At 57.7% G+C, this 17,550-nt stretch carries 16 protein-coding genes; 12 read left to right on the top strand and 4 right to left on the bottom strand.

Annotated features, from left to right (window positions below):
* Positions 1-33 precede the first annotated feature (33 nt).
* From GOV79_RS15160 to pdeM, 12 genes are all read left to right on the top strand, one after another.
* Complete coding sequence (locus GOV79_RS15160; protein WP_170782873.1) at positions 34-1,440, top strand: type II and III secretion system protein family protein; 1,407 nt, start codon at positions 34-36, stop codon at positions 1,438-1,440.
* Positions 1,441-1,456: 16 nt separating this feature from the next.
* Positions 1,457-2,092, top strand: coding sequence for an OmpA family protein (locus GOV79_RS15155; RefSeq protein WP_170782874.1), 636 nt, complete (start codon positions 1,457-1,459; stop codon positions 2,090-2,092).
* Between the two features lie 201 nt (positions 2,093-2,293).
* Entirely contained in the window at positions 2,294-3,529 is a 1,236-nt protein-coding gene (locus GOV79_RS15150; protein ID WP_170769982.1) for a CpaE/TadZ family protein, read from the top strand.
* 24 nt (positions 3,530-3,553) lie between these two features.
* Positions 3,554-4,996 carry a TadA family conjugal transfer-associated ATPase gene (locus tag GOV79_RS15145; protein WP_170769981.1) on the top strand — a complete coding sequence of 481 codons (1,443 nt, stop codon included), beginning with the start codon at positions 3,554-3,556 and terminating at the stop codon, positions 4,994-4,996.
* A 12-nt stretch (positions 4,997-5,008) separates the two neighbouring features.
* Complete coding sequence (locus GOV79_RS15140) at positions 5,009-5,977, top strand: type II secretion system F family protein (RefSeq protein WP_170769980.1); 969 nt, start codon at positions 5,009-5,011, stop codon at positions 5,975-5,977.
* A gap of 10 nt (positions 5,978-5,987) precedes the next feature.
* A complete protein-coding gene (locus tag GOV79_RS15135) occupies positions 5,988-6,974 on the top strand; it encodes a type II secretion system F family protein (protein ID WP_170769979.1) in 987 nt (328 codons plus the stop codon).
* Between the two features lie 50 nt (positions 6,975-7,024).
* Entirely contained in the window at positions 7,025-7,582 is a 558-nt protein-coding gene (locus GOV79_RS15130) for a tetratricopeptide repeat protein (protein ID WP_237218035.1), read from the top strand.
* Positions 7,583-7,593: 11 nt separating this feature from the next.
* Positions 7,594-8,445 carry a tetratricopeptide repeat protein gene (locus GOV79_RS15125; RefSeq protein WP_170790392.1) on the top strand — a complete coding sequence of 284 codons (852 nt, stop codon included), beginning with the start codon at positions 7,594-7,596 and terminating at the stop codon, positions 8,443-8,445.
* A gap of 3 nt (positions 8,446-8,448) precedes the next feature.
* Complete coding sequence (locus tag GOV79_RS15120) at positions 8,449-8,994, top strand: prepilin peptidase (RefSeq protein ID WP_170769977.1); 546 nt, start codon at positions 8,449-8,451, stop codon at positions 8,992-8,994.
* Between the two features lie 117 nt (positions 8,995-9,111).
* A complete protein-coding gene (locus tag GOV79_RS15115) occupies positions 9,112-10,419 on the top strand; it encodes a DUF8689 domain-containing protein (RefSeq protein ID WP_170769976.1) in 1,308 nt (435 codons plus the stop codon).
* A 39-nt stretch (positions 10,420-10,458) separates the two neighbouring features.
* Positions 10,459-12,867: a ligase-associated DNA damage response DEXH box helicase gene (locus tag GOV79_RS15110; protein WP_170790391.1), complete on the top strand. Its 2,409-nt coding sequence runs from the start codon at positions 10,459-10,461 to the stop codon at positions 12,865-12,867.
* A gap of 44 nt (positions 12,868-12,911) precedes the next feature.
* Positions 12,912-13,574: a ligase-associated DNA damage response endonuclease PdeM gene (gene pdeM / locus GOV79_RS15105; RefSeq protein ID WP_170790390.1), complete on the top strand. Its 663-nt coding sequence runs from the start codon at positions 12,912-12,914 to the stop codon at positions 13,572-13,574.
* A 5-nt stretch (positions 13,575-13,579) separates the two neighbouring features.
* Here the strand turns inward: pdeM and GOV79_RS15100 are convergent, their stop codons facing one another.
* The 4 genes from GOV79_RS15100 to GOV79_RS15085 all read right to left on the bottom strand — a co-directional run bounded on the left by GOV79_RS15100 (position 13,580) and on the right by GOV79_RS15085 (position 17,500).
* Positions 13,580-14,317: a LytTR family DNA-binding domain-containing protein gene (locus GOV79_RS15100; RefSeq protein ID WP_170790389.1), complete on the bottom strand. Its 738-nt coding sequence runs from the start codon at positions 14,315-14,317 to the stop codon at positions 13,580-13,582.
* 200 nt (positions 14,318-14,517) lie between these two features.
* Positions 14,518-15,408 carry a bifunctional methylenetetrahydrofolate dehydrogenase/methenyltetrahydrofolate cyclohydrolase FolD gene (folD, locus tag GOV79_RS15095; protein ID WP_170790388.1) on the bottom strand — a complete coding sequence of 297 codons (891 nt, stop codon included), beginning with the start codon at positions 15,406-15,408 and terminating at the stop codon, positions 14,518-14,520.
* 51 nt (positions 15,409-15,459) lie between these two features.
* Complete coding sequence (locus GOV79_RS15090) at positions 15,460-15,765, bottom strand: chorismate mutase (RefSeq protein WP_170790387.1); 306 nt, start codon at positions 15,763-15,765, stop codon at positions 15,460-15,462.
* A gap of 58 nt (positions 15,766-15,823) precedes the next feature.
* The gene (locus GOV79_RS15085; RefSeq protein ID WP_170769970.1) at positions 15,824-17,500 is read right to left on the bottom strand and encodes a formate--tetrahydrofolate ligase; all 1,677 of its coding nucleotides are present in this window, start codon (positions 17,498-17,500) and stop codon (positions 15,824-15,826) included.
* Positions 17,501-17,550 lie beyond the last annotated feature (50 nt).

The raw sequence follows: 17,550 nt of genomic DNA, 5'->3' as shown, positions 1-17,550 counted from the left end.
CTAAAACGAGGCGTGATCGGAGAGGCAGGTCACATGAAAATATATTCTTGGATCAGCGCAACCCTGCTGGGGTTGACGCTTGTTATCAGTTCAATCGGTGAGACCGCCTGGGCTGAAAGTCTTCGCGTGGTAAAGAAGGGAACAGCGGAAACGCTGGATGTCCCGATGAACCGCGCCATTGTTGTTGAGAGTGAGCAGCCGTTCGCCGAGCTCAGCATTGCCAACGCTGGCATCGCTGATATTTCGTCGCTTTCGGATCGCACGATCTATGTATTGGGTAAAGCCCCCGGTCTGACCACTCTGACATTGTTCGACGGTGCAGGTAACTTGCTTGCGAATGTTCGGGTCCGGGTTTCGCCGGATGTATCGGAGTTCAAAGAGCGTCTGCGTCAGATCCTTCCCAATGAGCGGATTGAAGTACGAACTGCCAATGACGGGATCGTATTGTCCGGGACAGTATCCAGTTCCGGCAAACTGGCCCGCGCATTGGAGTTGGCCGAGCGCTACGCGCCCGAACGTGTGTCCAACCTGATGTCGGTCGGTGGTGTTCAACAAGTGATGCTGAAAGTTCGCTTTGCCGAGATGAACCGGTCGGTTGCCAAAAGCCTGACCGCGTCGCTGGGCTTTGCCGGGACTGACACATCAGGTGGTTTCAACACGTTGAACAACCTTCCGGCTCTGACGAATGCGTTGAACAATAACATTCCAGTCGTTCAGACGAATACCGGCGCAATCCTCTTTGGATTTGGCGCAGGGTCTACTCAGGTTCGCCTGCTGCTTGAAGCGTTGGAATCCAAAGGCCTGGCCCGCAGCCTGGCAGAACCGAATCTCTCGGCCCTGTCCGGTCAGGAAGCCACCTTCCTTGCCGGTGGTGAGGTCCCGATTCCTGTGCCACAGGACGATGGCGTCATCGCGATCGAATATCGCGCCTTCGGCGTAGAGATGGACTTTATCCCCCGCGTTCTGGATGACGGCATTATTAATCTTGAAATGGCGGCCTCTGTGTCGGCCATTGACGGAAACTCGGACTTCACAATCCAGGGTGACAATGTTCCCACCTTCATCGTTCGCCAAACCAGCACAACTGTTGAACTGCGCGATGGTGAGAGCTTCGCAATCGCTGGGCTGATTCAGGATGACTTTACCGACATCAACAGCCAGGTTCCCTGGATCGGCGATGTGCCGGTTTTGGGTGCCCTGTTCCGCAGCGCGGAATACCAGCGTGCGCAAAGTGAGTTGGTCATCATTGTGACGGCACACCTGGTGTCGCCCACACGTGGCGAAGCTTTGGCATTGCCGACAGATCGGGTCAAACCACCCAGCGAATTTGATCTGTTTATCAATGGCCGTGTCGCACGAACCGAACCCGCCGGAGCCGGCGCGGCTTCTGAGGTCGCCAAGCAGGACTTCGGTAGCTCTTACGGCTACGTCCTGGATTGATAGGAGGATAGGACCAATGCAAAAGTGGATAATCGCACTGGGTCTTTCGGTCTCTGTCACCGCGTGTACGCGAGAGGCCGGATATGAAATCGACCAAGGCGCATTCGGAAATGCGACACTGCACAACACGCGTGTCCTGAACGGCGACCTGAGCTACGCTCAGATTCTGGGTCAGAGATTCGCCGCCGAGGTGCCGACGCAGATCAACTTTGCCTTCGACAGCGCACAGCTGGATGAATCGGCACGGCGGATTCTGTTGCGGCAAGCGGCTTGGATCAAACAATTCCCAGAAGCGCGCTTCCGGGTTTACGGTCACACCGACGCGGTCGGCTCTCAGGCTTACAACCAAGCCTTGGGTCAACGCCGGGCAAACGCAGCAGTGGCATTCCTGACTCAACAGGGCATTTCACGCTCCCGTCTTGAGGCTGTTGTATCCTTCGGCAAAACGCGTCCGTTAATCGACACGCCGAACAGGGACCGCCGCAACCGCCGGACCGTGACAGAGGTTTCCGGCTTTGTGGACGGTAACCCGCTGATTCTGGACGGTAAATACGCCGAAGTGATCTACCGCGAATATGTCGGAAGCGCGACGTATGAAAGCCAGTTGCGCGCTGAAACGAACCTCGGTGACACCTCCGACGGCGGCGAATAAAACAATAAACTTGAATTGGGCGACATCGTCGCCCAATTCCCTACAATTGGTTCTTTTGCGCCTAAATCTTGCCTAAGTTCCAAGCCACATTTTCAACAATTGGGTGAAGTCGGCCGTAAAAGGTCGCAGCAGGGCAACAGCCAGCCTGATCGAACGATTGCGTTCGCCGGGATGGCTGCCCTCATGATGAGGATTGGGTTAATGACAAGCGCAACGACGCAAGATGATAACACCGCCATTCTGGCCTGCACGATCAGCAGAGATGTCCAGAATTTCGACTTGCTCATCGAAGATATGGAAGCCGCTCTGGGTGAGCGCTGGGGCGATCTGGGATTTGCGGAAGCACTTGCTTTCTTTGGACAGCCCGAGGCGGACAACCTGGAATTCGTCGCATTGGCCATTGACGGCGAAGACGAGGACAACCTGACCCAGATGGGCGAGATCATCTCGCGCGCTAAAGAAAAGAAAATCAAAGTCGTCCTTATTGCCGAAGATGTGACTCCGGCATCGCTGCATCAGTTGCTGCGCAAGGGCGCGGACGAATTTGTTCCCTACCCTCTTCCCGAAGGCGAACTGCAAGAAGCAATCGCGCGCATGAATCAGCCTGACCCCGTCGTTGTCGCACAACAAGCTGCGGTTCAGCTGACGCAGGGCGAGTCGAAAGAAGGTGCTTTGTTCGTTGTGCATGGGCTGGCTGGCGGCGTCGGATCGACGACAATGGCCGTCAACCTTGCCTGGGAATTGGCAACCGCATCGGACAAGGAAACCCCGAAGGTCTGCCTGTTGGATCTGGATTTGCAGTTTGGCACCGTGTCGACCTATCTGGACCTGCCGCGTCGCGAAACGGTGTTCGAGATGCTGTCAGACACGGATTCGATGGATGACGATGTCTTCTCGCAAGCGCTGCAAAGCTACGAAGACAAGATGCAGGTTCTAACGGCCCCTTCGGACATGGTTCCGCTGGATCTGATCACTCCCGAAGACATCCAGCGCGTGATTGATACCGCGCGCAAGCACTTTGACTATGTGATCGTCGATATGCCGAGCACGCTGGTGCAGTGGTCGGAAACCGTTCTTCAGGCCGCGCATGTATATTTCGCCCTGATCGAGCTGGATATGCGCTCGGCCCAAAACGCTCTACGCCTCAAGCGCGCGTTGCAGGCCGAGGAACTGCCCTTCAACAAGCTACGGTTTGCCCTGAACCGGGCCCCGAAATTCACTGATCTAAACGGTAAAAGCCGCGTGAAACGTATGGGCGAAAGCCTGGGTATTTCGATTGATCTGCAACTACCCGACGGCGGCAAGCCGGTGATGCAAAGCGGCGATCACGGTCTACCGCTGGCCAATTCGGCAGCGAAGAACCCATTGCGCAAGGAAATCGCAAAACTGGCAAAGTCACTTCACACCCTTGGCAGCAGCAGCGCCGAGGCCGCGTAACATCATCCCAAAGGGGGATCCGACGTGTTTTCAAGATACAAGAAACAGCCCGCCGGACAGCCGGTCGAAGCAATCAAGGCGCAAGCCGCGACACCTGCCCCGGCGCCGGAAAAAGCAGCTTCGGCGACTGCGGTCGCGCGGCGTCCGCTCAAGAAAAAAACCGCCGAGCCGGTCGCAAGTGACAAGGAACGCAAGCGTAAGGAGCGGTTGGGCGAGATCAAGATCGAGTTGCATCGTGAACTGCTTGAGAACCTGAACCTGGCGGCCCTTGAGAATGCGGGCGAAGCCGAACTGCGGGCCGAGATCAGCTCGATCGCCAGCGAGGTTCTGGAAGACAAGAACATCGTGCTCAACCGCGATGACCGTTCGCAACTGAACAAAGAACTATATGACGAAGTCACCGGGCTTGGGCCGCTGGAAACGTTGCTTCAGGACGATACCGTAAACGATATTCTGGTAAACGGCCCGCAACAGATTTTCGTGGAACGTCATGGTAAGCTGGAAATCAGCGACATCACGTTCAAAGATGAAAAGCACCTGATGCGGATCATCGACAAGATCGTGTCCGCCGTGGGTCGTCGTGTGGATGAATCCAACCCGTATGTTGACGCCCGTCTGGCCGATGGTTCGCGTTTCAACGCCATGGTACCGCCAATTGCGGTGGATGGCTCGCTTGTGTCCATTCGTAAGTTCAAAAAGGATAAGCTGGGCATTGACGACCTGGTCAATTTCGGCGCGTTCACCGAAGAAATGGCGGCCTATTTGCAAGCCGCCGTGTCGACCCGGCTGAACGTGATCGTCTCGGGAGGTACCGGTTCGGGTAAAACGACCACGCTGAACGCCCTGTCCAGCTTTATCGATGACGCCGAGCGTATCCTGACCATCGAGGATACGGCGGAACTCCAGCTGCAACAGACCCATGTGGGCCGGATGGAAAGCCGCCCGCCCAACGTGGAAGGCAAAGGCGAAGTCAGCCCGCGCGACTGTCTGAAAAACGCCCTGCGTATGCGCCCTGACCGCATCATCGTAGGCGAGACGCGTGGCGCCGAGGTGATCGACATGTTGCAGGCCATGAACACCGGTCACGACGGGTCGATGACCACGATCCACGCCAACTCGGCCCGGGACGGGATCTCGCGTTTGGAAAACATGATTGCAATGGCTGGGATCGAAATGCCGATCAAGGCGGTCCGCAGCCAGATCTCAAGCGCTGTGAACCTGATCGTGCAAGCCAGCCGCTTGCAGGATGGCTCGCGCCGAATGACCTCGATCACTGAGATCACAGGCATGGAAGGTGACGTCATATCGATGCAAGAAATCTTTAGATTTCAACGTGTTGGATTGACGCCCGAGAACAAAATCATCGGTCATTTCACCGCCACCGGTGTACGTAGCCACTATTCCGAGCGGTTCCGTCTGTGGGGCTTTGACCTGCCCCCGGCGATCTATGAACCGACGACAATGTAAGGAGTTCCTATCATGCAACTGCCGGTCGAGGCCCTTATTTACGTCGTCATTTTCGTCGCCGTATTGGCACTGGTCGAAGGGATCTATCTGGTCGCCTTTGGCAAATCCATCAGCTTAAACAGCCGCGTCAATCGACGTCTGGACATGCTCGATAAAGGTGTCGGGCGCGAACAGGTTCTGGAACAGCTGCGCAAGGAAATGCAGCAGCACATGAAATCCCAGAGCATCCCGCTCTATTCGCTTCTGGCCGACAAGGCGCAGAAGGCGGCGATTGCGTTTTCGCCGCGGCAACTGATCATGATCATGGTCCTGGTGTCGGGCTTTGCCTTCATGGGGTTGAGCATCGGAACCGCGACAGATGTGGTCCTGCGTATTGCGCTCTCAATCGCTATCGGCGTTGGAGGCGTGTATGCGTGGGTGAATCACAAGGCCGGCAAGCGCATGGCCATGCTGGAAGAACAATTGCCAGATGCTGTGGAACTGATGGTGCGTTCGCTTCGGGTCGGTAACCCGTTCGTATCCACCATCCAGATTGTGGCGAACGAGGTTCAGGATCCACTTGCAACCGAGTTTGGCGTGATTGCGGACGAATGTGCCTATGGCCGCGACGTGGGCGAGGCCCTGAAGGATCTGGCCGAGCGGCTCGACATGCAGGATCTGCGCTTTCTGTCCGTTGCCGTCGGCATTCAGCAACAATCCGGGGGTAACCTGGCCGAGGTTCTTGCTGGTTTGGCGCTTGTCATTCGATCACGGTTCCGTCTGTTCCGTCGTGTAAAAGCCATCACGGCCGAGGCGAAATGGTCCGGTAAGTTCCTGTCCGGCTTCCCCGTCTTTTGCCTGGTCTTCATTCTGGTGAAAGACCCTGGATACTATGACGAGGTTCTGGACCATCCCTGGTTTATCCCGGCATGCTTCTTTGTTGGCATCATGCTCACGGTGAACCTAATCGTCATGCGCATTCTCACAAACATTAAGGTCTGAGGAGGACTCCATGGAATTCCTGACCCATATCAATAACTTGATCACAGAACATCTCGGCGAATTCGGCCCGTTGATCATCGTGGGCGCGCTGGGGGTACTAATGATCCTTGTCGCCATTCCGTTGATGATGAATCAGCGTGAAGATCCGCTGAAAAAGTTGCAGCGTTCGCAAGCGGCACCGAAGAAGAGCAAGAAGGACAAGCGCGACAAACTGCGCACCGCGGGCCGCAACGAACAGCTTGAAAAGTTTTCGAGCTTTCTGGAGCCGAAAAATGAAGAAGAACTCTCTGCAATGCAGCTCAAACTGCGTCAGGCGGGGTATCAGTCCAAGGACGCCGTTCGCTTCTTCCACTTTGCGCAATTCGCTCTGGGCATCGTCGGCCTACTGATCGGTATGTCTTTGGTAACCGTTTTTGCCGGAGACCAGGAGTTCACCTCGCAACAGATGATCATTCGCGTTTTGATCCCTGCGGCCGCTCTCTACTTCCTGCCCCGCTATTGGATCACCAGACGCGTCGCCGAGCGGCAGGGTGCCATTGAAGCCGGCTTCCCTGACACGTTAGACTTGATGCTGGTTTGTGTTGAGGCCGGCCAATCATTGGACCAGGCCATCGTCCGGGTCGCGTCCGAAATGAAAGCCTCCTACCCTGACATCGCGCAGGAGTTCGAGGTCGTCGCCTACGAGCTGAAGGCTGGTAAGGACAAAGACACTGTTCTGCGTGACTTTGGGACGCGATGCGGGGTGCAGGACGTCAACTCGTTCGTGACAGTGATGATCCAGTCGGCCACTTTCGGGACGTCGATCGCAGACGCTCTGCGGGTTTATGCCAGCGAAATGCGTGACAAACGTGTTATGCGGGCCGAAGAGGCCGCTAACAAGTTGCCAACCAAAATGACACTTGCCACAATGATTTTGACGGTGCCGCCGTTGCTGGTCATTTTGGTCGGTCCTTCGGCAAAAGCTATCTCGGATTTCGCAAACACTGGCAGTGGTTAAAAAAACCGATGAAAAACATAAACAGGGGCGTCTCAAACAGGGTGCGCCGCATGCTGCAGGCCATCATGGTTTTTACCATGGTGGCCTCTTGCACGGAAACGACGCAGAGTGACAACCTCACCCCGCCTAGCTTTGATCCGGATGGCGAGGCCGAGGATCCGTTGGTGGTCGCCAATCGCCTGCTGGTATCGGGTGAATATGATCTTGCCTTGGATTCCTTTGCCCGTGCCGCTCTGGATCAGGGTATGACCTCCGAAATCCTGACCGGTATGGGCACTGCAAATCTGGGTCTGAAGCAGTTGAAGCCGGCTGAAACCCTGTTGCGCCGCGCGGTCGAGGAGGACCCTGAATGGTCCGTTGCCTGGAACAATCTGGGCGTTTTGCTGATCGAAAAAGGCGAATATCCTGAGGCCGCTCAGGTCTTTCGGCGCGCCTTCGCGTTGGACAATGGCGAAAGTGACGCAATTCTGGACAATCTGCGCTTAGCTCTCGCAAAAATGGAAAATCCTGTTAATACTACTCCAGAAGAACAAGAATACACACTGGAGCAGCAAGGCGACGGGCAATTTACGCTGCGCAAGCTCCCGGAACCAGAGCCAGAGCAGTAAGGGACGCAAAAATGCGCCAACAATTCTTGATTCCGTCGATGGTTTTGTGTGGGCTGATCCTGTCGGCCTGCGAAAAAGAAACCGAAGAGGAAAAGGTCGAAAAGACGTTTCAGGAAGTAAACGTCATCGACGAGACCAATTTGAACGATGTTCTGCTGACCGCCGCAGACCCGAACGAGGCCGTGACCTATTTCCAGGGCGCAGCCGCAAAGAACCCTGGTCGGATTGATTTGCAGCGCGGTCTGGCCATTTCACTGTCTCGCGCGAAGCGCACCACCGAGGCGAAGGCCGCTTGGAAAAAGGTCACCACTATGAAAGGGTCCGGCAACGTGGACCGTGTGGAGTATGCGGACGCGCTGGTCCGGTCGGGCGATTGGAATCAGGCCAAGACGGTGCTGGACGGTATTTCGCCAACCTATGAGACATTCAAACGGTATCGCCTCGAGGCGGTTGTCGCGGATTCTCAAAAAGATTGGAGCCGCGCGGACCATTTTTATGAAACCGCTGTCGGTTTGACGACCCGTCCCGGAAGCGTGATGAACAATTGGGGCTACTCCAAACTGTCGCGCGGCGATTACGAAGACGCCGAGCGTCTGTTCGCTGAAGCAATTCGTCAGGACCGGACCCTCTTTACCGCCAAGAACAATCTGGTTCTGGCGCGTGCGGCTCAGGGAAACTATGCGATGCCGGTTGTCCCGATGACGCAGGTTGAACGCGCTATGTTGCTGAACACAATGGGGATTTCCGCAGTCAAACAAGGCGATGTTGCCACTGCGAAGAACCTGTTCCGGGAAGCGATTTCCACGCACCCGCAGCACTACGAGGAAGCGGTTCGTTCGCTCCGTGCGCTCGAGGAAGCCTGATTGATGCACATCCCAGCAGAGGCCGCGGCTTGGTTTTTGCCGTTCGTCCTGCCGATCTGTTTTTATGTCGCTTTCACTGACATGCGCGAGATGCTGATCAAGAACCACGCTGTGGTAGCGTTGTTTGGCGTCTTTGTGGTGATCGGTCTGTTTCTACTGCCTCCTTGGTCAATGGAGTGGACGCAGGGGCGGCTGGGGCCAATTGCGATTTCCCTTCCACCTTATATCTGGCAACTTCTGCACGCGCTCGTCTTTCTGGTTTTGGGCATCCTGTTTAATGTCGCCGGGGTCATGGGCGCGGGGGACGCCAAGTTCATTGCGGCGGCTTCTCCGTTTGTGTGGACCGCCGATTTTCGCGCGGTGATCCTGATTTTGATGGCAACTACATTGGCGGCATTTGCCACGCATCGGTTGGCCAAGGCGACCCCCTTAAGGGCCATCGCGCCCGAATGGGAAAGCTGGAACAGGGGCAAGCAATTTCCCATGGGATTTGCGCTTGGCGGTAGCCTCGCCCTTTATCTGATACTGGGAACTGTTTACGGCTCGTAAACTATCATTAACCCGCCTTGTCGATGCCTTGGTACTGCCACAAAGCAAGGCCAGTTTTTCTACCAAGCGGCCCCGTGGGGGCTTTTGGCGTGAATACTGGATAGACGGGCGACGCTCATGAATATGCAGACAACCTCGGTCATGGCCCCTCCTGCCCCCAAAGGGCTGGGTGAAATGCGGCTTCCGATCGTGATGATGCGGGACATTCTGTTGAAAACGATGTTCCGCAAGAACGTAGACACCGTTTCGGAAGTGGCCGAAGCGATTTGCCTGCCCGGTGCGGTAACACAGGAATTGATCGATATCTCACGCGAACAAAAATTGCTTGAGGCGACAGGTACGCTGAACGCCAATAGCGGCAATGAGATGGGTTACCAGTTGACCGATGCCGGTAAGGCGCGGGCGCTGGATGCGCTTAGCCAGTCGGAATACTTTGGCGCGATGCCGGTTCCGCTGGACGTGTACCGCGAACAGGTCAAGCGCCAGTCGATCCGCAATATTCAGGTGACACGCGATCAGCTAACCGGTGCTATGGGCCATCTGGTTCTGCCCGACAGCCTGTTGGATCACCTTGGACCTGCGGTCAGCGCGGGTCGCTCGATCCTGATGTATGGACCGCCGGGCAATGGTAAATCCTCGATTTCGAACGGGATTCGCGATGCGTTGGGGGACAGTGTCTATGTTCCGCGCGCAATCGAATATGCCGGTCAGGTGATCACCGTTTATGACCCGATCGTACACACGGCGATCGAACAAGAGGCTGACGACCCCAACAGCCTTCGCCGCCGCAAACGGTTCGACACCCGCTACGTGCAGTGCGAGCGCCCGACCGTTGTGACCGGTGGTGAACTGTCGCTGAGCATGCTGGACTTGGTCTACAACCCCACCGCACGGACCTATCAGGCCCCGCTGCAGCTGAAATCGACCGGCGGCATCTTTATCGTGGACGACCTTGGCCGTCAGGCCGAGCCACCCCAGGCACTGATCAACCGCTGGATTGTTCCGCTGGAAGAAAGCAAGGATATCCTAGGTCTGCAATCGGGCGAGAAGTTTGAGGTGCCTTTTGACACGCTGGTGATCTTTTCGACCAACTTCCACCCGAATGAGATTTTCGACCAAGCGGCCTTGCGCCGGATCTTCTTTAAGATCAAGATCGACGGCCCGAACCAGGAAAACTTCCTGAAAATCTTCGCCATGGTCGCCCGCAAACGCGGCATGCCGCTGGATGAAGCTGCTTTGGTACATTTGTTGAAGGTCAAATACCCAACCATCAACAATATCTACGCCAATTATCAACCGATCTTCCTGATCGACCAGATGATCTCGATCTGCGAATTCGAAGGCATCCCCTATCAGATGAGCCCCGACCTGATCGACCGCGCCTGGGCGAACATGTTCGTCAAAGAAGAAAAGATCGTTCACTAACCCCTGCCATTCTGACGCCGGGCGGGTCATCATACGGCCATGACGCCGATTCCCGCCCGGATCACCGACTGGTTCACGACCAAAGGCTGGTCGATCCACCCCCACCAACAAGATATGTTCGACCGGGCCATGGACCCGGCAACGTTGCTGATCGCGCCCACGGGTGGCGGCAAGACGATGGCCGGGTTTCTGCCGACATTGGCTGAACTGTCCGAAAGTGCTCCAGAGGGTCTGCATACGATCTATGTCTCGCCGCTCAAGGCGCTGGCGGCGGATATCCGGCGCAACCTGCGGGGCCCAGCGGATGAGATCGGCCTGCCCATCCGTATTGAGGACCGCACAGGTGACACTTCGGCCACGCAGAAGAAACGCCAACGGGTGGACCCTCCGCATATCCTACTAACCACGCCGGAAAGCCTGGCCCTGTTGACCTCATACGAAGACGCGCAACGCATGTTTCACGGGGTACAGCGTGTGATCGTTGATGAGATTCACGCGCTGGCCGAAAGCAAGCGGGGAGATCAGTTGATGCTGGCGCTGGCGCGGCTGCAAACACTCGGCCCGACTATGCGGCGTGTGGGGCTATCTGCTACGGTCGAGGACCCGGACGCCATCGCCCGGTTTCTGGCCCGGCACCCCGACCCCTGCCAAATCGTACAGGCCGACCCCGGACCAGACCCCGACATTCAGATGCTTGAAACCCAGGAGCTGCCGCCGTGGTCCGGCGGCGGGGCCGCCTATGCCATTCCTGCGGTTCTGAAACAGATCAAAGAGCACAAAACAACGCTGATCTTTCACAATACCCGCGCGCAGGCCGAGGTTTTCTTTCATAACCTGTGGCTCGCCAATGACGACGCCCTGCCCATTGGCATCCACCACGGCAGTCTGGATCGGCAACAGCGTGAACGGGTCGAGGCCGCGATGGTGCGAGGAGACTTGCGCGCGATTGTGTGTACCGGTTCTTTGGATCTGGGCATCGACTGGGGCGACGTGGACCTTGTGATCCAGATCGGTGCGCCCAAGAATGTCAAACGTCTGGTTCAGCGGATCGGGCGCGCCAATCACCGCTACAACGCGCCCTCGAAGGCTCTGCTGGTGCCCGCAAACCGGTTCGAGGTGGTGGAATGCGTCGCAGCACTCGAAGCTGCACGAGCCCATGATTTGGACGGGGAACCGCGCGGCGCAGGACCTCGCGATGTGCTGTGTCAGCATATCCTGATCGCGGCGGCGGCAGGCCCGTTTGATGCGGATGCGCTTTATTCGGAAATGGTGGCCGCCGGACCGTTCGCCGATCTGTCCCGCCTGCAATTCAATGATTGTCTGGAGTTCTGCGCCACCGGAGGATACGCCCTGCGCGCTTACGACCGTTGGCAGCGGCTGCAACGACGCCCCGATGGCATGTGGCAGTTGCGCGATCCACGCGCGGCGCAGCGCATCCGCATGAATCTGGGAACGATTCAGGACACCGACACGCTGAAGGTTCGGCTGAAACGCAATCGCGGCGGCAAACCGCTGGGCGAGGTTGAAGAGGCCTTTGCCGCCACGCTCACCCCCGGTGACACGTTTCTGATCGGCGGTCAGATCGTGCGTTACGAAGGCCTGCGCGACATGACGGTTGAGGTCAGCCGACGCGCGGATCGCAAGCCAAAAGTCGCTGTGTTCTCGGGCACGAAGTTTGCCACCTCGACGCAGCTTAGCGACCGTATTCTGCGTATGTTTGCCCAACCGGACTGGCCACAACTGCCCTCGCACACGGCGGACTGGCTAGCCCTGCAACGGCAGGTTTCACGCCTTCCCAGCCGTGAGCGGCTACTGATCGAAAGCTTCCCCTCGGACGGGCGCGAACATCTGTGTGTTTACGGGTTTGCCGGGCGCAATGCGCAGCAAACGCTGGGTTTGTTGCTGACAAAACGGATGGAGGAAACCGGCCTTGCGCCGCTGGGGTTTGTCGCCACCGACTATGCCACCCTGATCTGGGGGTTGGACGCCGTCACCGACCCGCGCCCCCTGTTTCAGGCCGAGACGCTGCGCGATGGAGTGGACACGTGGCTGGCGGGTAATGCCGTGATGAAACGCACCTTCCGCAGCTCGGCGACCATTGCGGGACTGATCGAGCGCAACACCGGCGGGCAGCGCAAAAGCGGGCGGCAGGCGACGTTTTCCTCGGACATTCTGTATGACACGTTGCTAAAATACGACCCCGACCACCTGCTGATGCAGATCACCCGCGAAGAGGCGATGCGCGGTCTGGTCGACTTTGGCCGGATCGAGGACATGATTGCACGGATTGGCAACCGCATCGACCTGTTGCGGTTGGATCGCGTCTCACCGCTGGCCGCGCCCCTGTTTCTTGAGGTCGGCAAAGTCCCCGTCAAGGGCGCTGCCGAGGAGCGGCTGTTGGCCGAAGAAAGCGCGCGGCTGTTGCAAGAAGCAGGGTTGGCACCATAGCGAATCCGCTTGCAGCGCCGCAGAAAACCCGCAAAGAACGTATCATGAACGATCTGACATTCACCTTTGCGGGGCATACGCTGCGCGCTTTGGGGAGCGGGGCGCTTTGGTGGCCCGAACAAAGCCTGCTTTGCGTGTCTGACCTGCATCTGGGCAAGTCAGAGCGTCTGGCGCGCCGATCTGGCCTGACCTTACCGCCCTATGAAAACCGGGACACCTTGGCGCGGCTTTCCTCGGACATCGCCCACACACAGGCCGAGACGGTAATTTGCTTAGGAGACAGCTTTGACGACCTAGACTCGACGCAGGGTCTGAACGAAGCCGAAAGGTTGCAGATCGCAGCCTTGCAAGCCGGTCGCCGCTGGATTTGGATCGAAGGCAATCACGACCCCGGACCGGTCGATCTGGGCGGCGCGCATCTGGCCGAGCATTCAGTTTCGGGCCTGACCTTCCGCCATATCGCGCACCCTGACGGAAAGACCGAAATCTCGGGCCACTACCATCCCAAGGTGCGGCTAAAACTACGAGGACGGTCAATCTCGCGCCCCGCATTTCTGCTGGACAATCGCCGCCTGATCCTGCCCGCCTATGGCACCTATACCGGCGGTCTTCGCAGCACACAGGCTGCTGTGTCCGAACTAATGGGGGTTGACGCAATGGCCATTTTGATCGGGACGCACCCCCAAATGGTCCCTATGCCGAGATAGCGAATTCAGACAATCCCTTGCTCTTCCAGCATGGGCTTGTACTTGCGGCTGATCGGAACCAGGTCGCCATTTTCAAGGCGCAGAAACGTCTTGCCACCATGTTTTTCGACACCAGCAATGGCGCTGCCAACTACCCAATGCGACCGATGGGTACAATACCCAAGGACAGGCTCCATCTCGTCAATCGCATCTGAAAGCCGTGACCGGATGGTAAATGTACCCTCTGATGTCACGACATCCACGGAATGGTCCCGCACCGCCAATCGGTAGATCTGTCCGGTAAACCCCTTGGGCAAGCGTCGGGTCAGACGGGGTTGAACAGCAATCTTTTCCGGCGCTTCGGGCATGGGGCTGCGCGTCATCAAAAGCCCGGTCGCGAACAAAGCCCCATAAGAGGCAACCGGCAAAAATCCGGGCGACTGGGCTCCCTGCGCGGCGAAGAGCAGCCAGACCATCACCCATAAGCAGGGAAGGAACAGCACCAATATTACCGGAATTACCGCCAGATCACGCCGCGACAATTCTAACTTTCTGAACCAGTTGCAGCTGATCCTCCGCGCAGCCCATGTTGCCGCGATGGCCAAAGCCGTGACACCGGACCAGAACACCAGACGCGACAGGAATGGCAGGCTTAGTTCAGGGAAAGGTTGGAGCGCAAAAGCCAACAAAGGCAGAAAAACGAAACCCGCGATCACTCGGCGCAAAGTAAACTCGGCCAGAATTGAGTTCAGTATGGTCTTCATATTGGCTCTGCAAATCCCCCCGGCCCCGGCCAGTCCATCGACCTAGGTCGTAACCAGCTGGGATTACTGATTTATCACCGTTTCCTTCCACGTAAAAGCCTGACCGTGCAAATTTAATATTTCCACAATGAATCGCAAAAGAGGCCGAAGAGTCGATGAACTCCACGGCCTTTTCTATTCGCCCTGAGTAAAAATTCAGGTCAGGCCGTCAGCCCCTCGGGCTCGGGCAGGCCATTCGCGCGGCAGCACGCTGTCAGAGTGTTGGCCAGCAGGCAGGCGATGGTCATCGGACCTACGCCACCCGGAACCGGCGTGATCGCGCCTGCGCGCTCAGCGGCGCTGGCGTAGTCGACGTCTCCGACCAGCTTGTTCTTGCCGTCACGCTCAATGCGGTTGATGCCCACGTCGATGACAGTCGCACCTTCCTTGATCCAGTCGCCCGGCACCATTTCGGGGCGGCCCACAGCGGCGACAACGATGTCGGCGCGGCGCACGACGTCCGGCAGGTCTTTGGTGCGGCTATGCGCGATGGTCACGGTGCAGCTATCGCCCAGCAGCAGTTGCGCCATCGGCTTACCCACGATGTTCGAACGACCGATCACAACAGCGTCCATACCCGACAGAGAGCCGTGGTGGTCGCGCAGCATCATCAGACAGCCCAGCGGCGTGCAAGGCACCATCGACTTCTGGCCGGTGCCCAACAGACCCACGTTCGAGATGTGGAAGCCATCCACATCCTTGGCCGGGTCGATCGAGTTGATCACCAGATCTTCGTTCAGGTGCTTGGGCAGCGGCAGCTGCACCAGAATGCCGTGCACGGCCGGATCGTTGTTTAGCTTGTCGATCAGTGCCAGCAGGTCTTCTTCCGAGGTCTCGGCGTCCAGCTTGTGCTCGTACGAGTTCATGCCGACCTCGACGGTCTGCTTGCCCTTTGAGCGGACATAAACCTGGCTGGCCGGATCCTCGCCCACCAGAACCACGGCCAGACCGGGCGTGATACCGTTTTCCTCTTTCAACTTTGCAACCTGATCAGCCACTTGTGCACGCACATTCGCTGCAAAGGCCTTACCGTCGATAACCTGGGCTACCATCCTGTGATCCCTTCTTTCCAAAAACGGATCGGGCGCAAAGCGCCCGGTCATTCATTCCGGCCCAAGAACGCGCTCCTCACGCGCAATCGACCAGTCAATCAAAATGCGCCACAACTGCTCGGCCAGATCAGGATCCATACCCAACGCATCCGAGCTGTCGCGTACCCGCTGCACCACTTCTTCAACACGATCCGGGATACGGGCTGGCAGCCCTTCGGCCGGTTTAAGCTGCGTGGCGCGGTCGATGTAACCTGCGCGCGTCACCAACATCTCGATCAGTTGGCGGTCCAGCTTATCGATCTGAACCCGCAATTCCTGCATAGAATGACAGACTTGCGGAGGTGTCAGAGTGGGCATAGCGATCTCCTCATGGACCGGGGATATCCCCGGACCATGAGATGGTTCAAAAACCGGCTTAGAACAAGCCTTCGATCTCACCTGCGTCGTTAAGGCAGATGGTTTCCGCAGCAGGTTTACGCGGCAGGCCAGGCATGGTCATGATCTCTCCACAGACAACCACGATGAAGCCGGCACCAGCGGACAGGCGGACTTCACGCACCGGGACCGAGTGGCCGGTGGGCGCACCGCGCAGGGTCGGATCGGTCGAGAACGAGTACTGGGTTTTCGCCATGCAGACCGGCAGGTTGCCATAGCCCGCGTCTTCCCACTCGCGCAGTTGGTTACGGATTTTGTTGTCGGCCAGAACCTCATCGGCGCGGTAGATGCGCTTGGCGATGGTTTCAACCTTCTCGAACAACGGCATGTCATCGGGGTAGATCGGCGCGAAGTTAGCAGTGCCACCTTCGACGATTTCCACGACTTTTTCGGCCAGCGGCGCCGAGCCTTCCGAGCCCAGTTCCCAGTGACGTGACAGAACCGCTTCGACTCCGTGATCGGCGCAATATTTCTTGACCGCATCAACTTCGGCATCGGTGTCGGTGACGAAGTGGTTGATAGCGACAACGACCGGAACACCGAAGGACTTCACGTTCTCGATGTGACGGCCCAGGTTGGCGCAGCCGGACTGAACCGCGTCGACGTTTTCGGCACCCAGATCGGCCTTGGCAACGCCGCCGTTCATCTTCATTGCGCGCACGGTGGCAACCAGCACCACTGCCGACGGAGCAATGCCCGCCTTGCGGCACTTGATGTTCATGAACTTCTCGGCACCCAGGTCGGCTCCAAAGCCTGCTTCGGTCACGACATAGTCAGCAACTTTCAGCGCGGTCTTGGTCGCGATGACCGAGTTACAGCCGTGCGCGATGTTTGCGAACGGGCCGCCATGGACGAAGGCCGGGTTGTTTTCCAGCGTCTGTACCAGGTTCGGCTGCATTGCGTCTTTCAGCAGAACGGTCATTGCGCCTTCGGCTTTGATGTCGCGGCAATAGACCGGGGTCTTGTCGCGGCGGTAAGCAACGATGATGTCGCCCAGGCGCTTTTCCAGGTCTTTCAGGTCGTTGGCCAGGCACAGGATCGCCATAACTTCCGACGCCACGGTGATGTCAAAGCCAGCTTCACGCGGGAAACCGTTCGACACGCCGCCCAGCGAGGCGGTGATCTGACGCAGAGCGCGGTCGTTCATGTCGACCACACGACGCCATGCAACGCGACGGATGTCGATGTCACACTCGTTGCCCCAATAGATGTGGTTGTCGATCATCGCCGACAGCAGCGAGTGGGCCGAGGTGATGGCATGGAAGTCACCGGTGAAGTGAAGGTTCATTTCCTCCATCGGAACAACCTGCGCGTAACCGCCACCTGCAGCGCCGCCCTTCATGCCGAAGTTCGGGCCAAGCGAGGCTTCGCGGATACAGATCATCGCGTTTTTGCCGATGCGGTTCAGGCCGTCGCCCAGACCCACGGTGGTGGTGGTCTTGCCTTCACCCGCAGGGGTCGGGTTGATCGCGGTGACAAGGATCAGCTTGCCGTCTTCACGGTCCTGAACCGAGTTGATGAAGTCCTGGCTGACCTTTGCCTTGTCGTGGCCATAAGGCAGCAGATCGGCGGATTCGATGCCGATCTTGGCACCGATTTCCTGAATCGGTTTCTTATTCGCTTCGCGGGCGATTTCGATGTCGGATTTGTAGCTCATTGGGCAAGATCCCTGATTGAATGCCTTGCAAACCGGCGCAAATAGCCCGG

The sequence above is a fragment of the Ruegeria lacuscaerulensis genome, assembly GCF_013034745.1.
Taxonomy (GTDB): domain Bacteria; phylum Pseudomonadota; class Alphaproteobacteria; order Rhodobacterales; family Rhodobacteraceae; genus Ruegeria; species Ruegeria lacuscaerulensis_B.
This window is presented reverse-complemented; position numbering and strand designations above follow the sequence as displayed.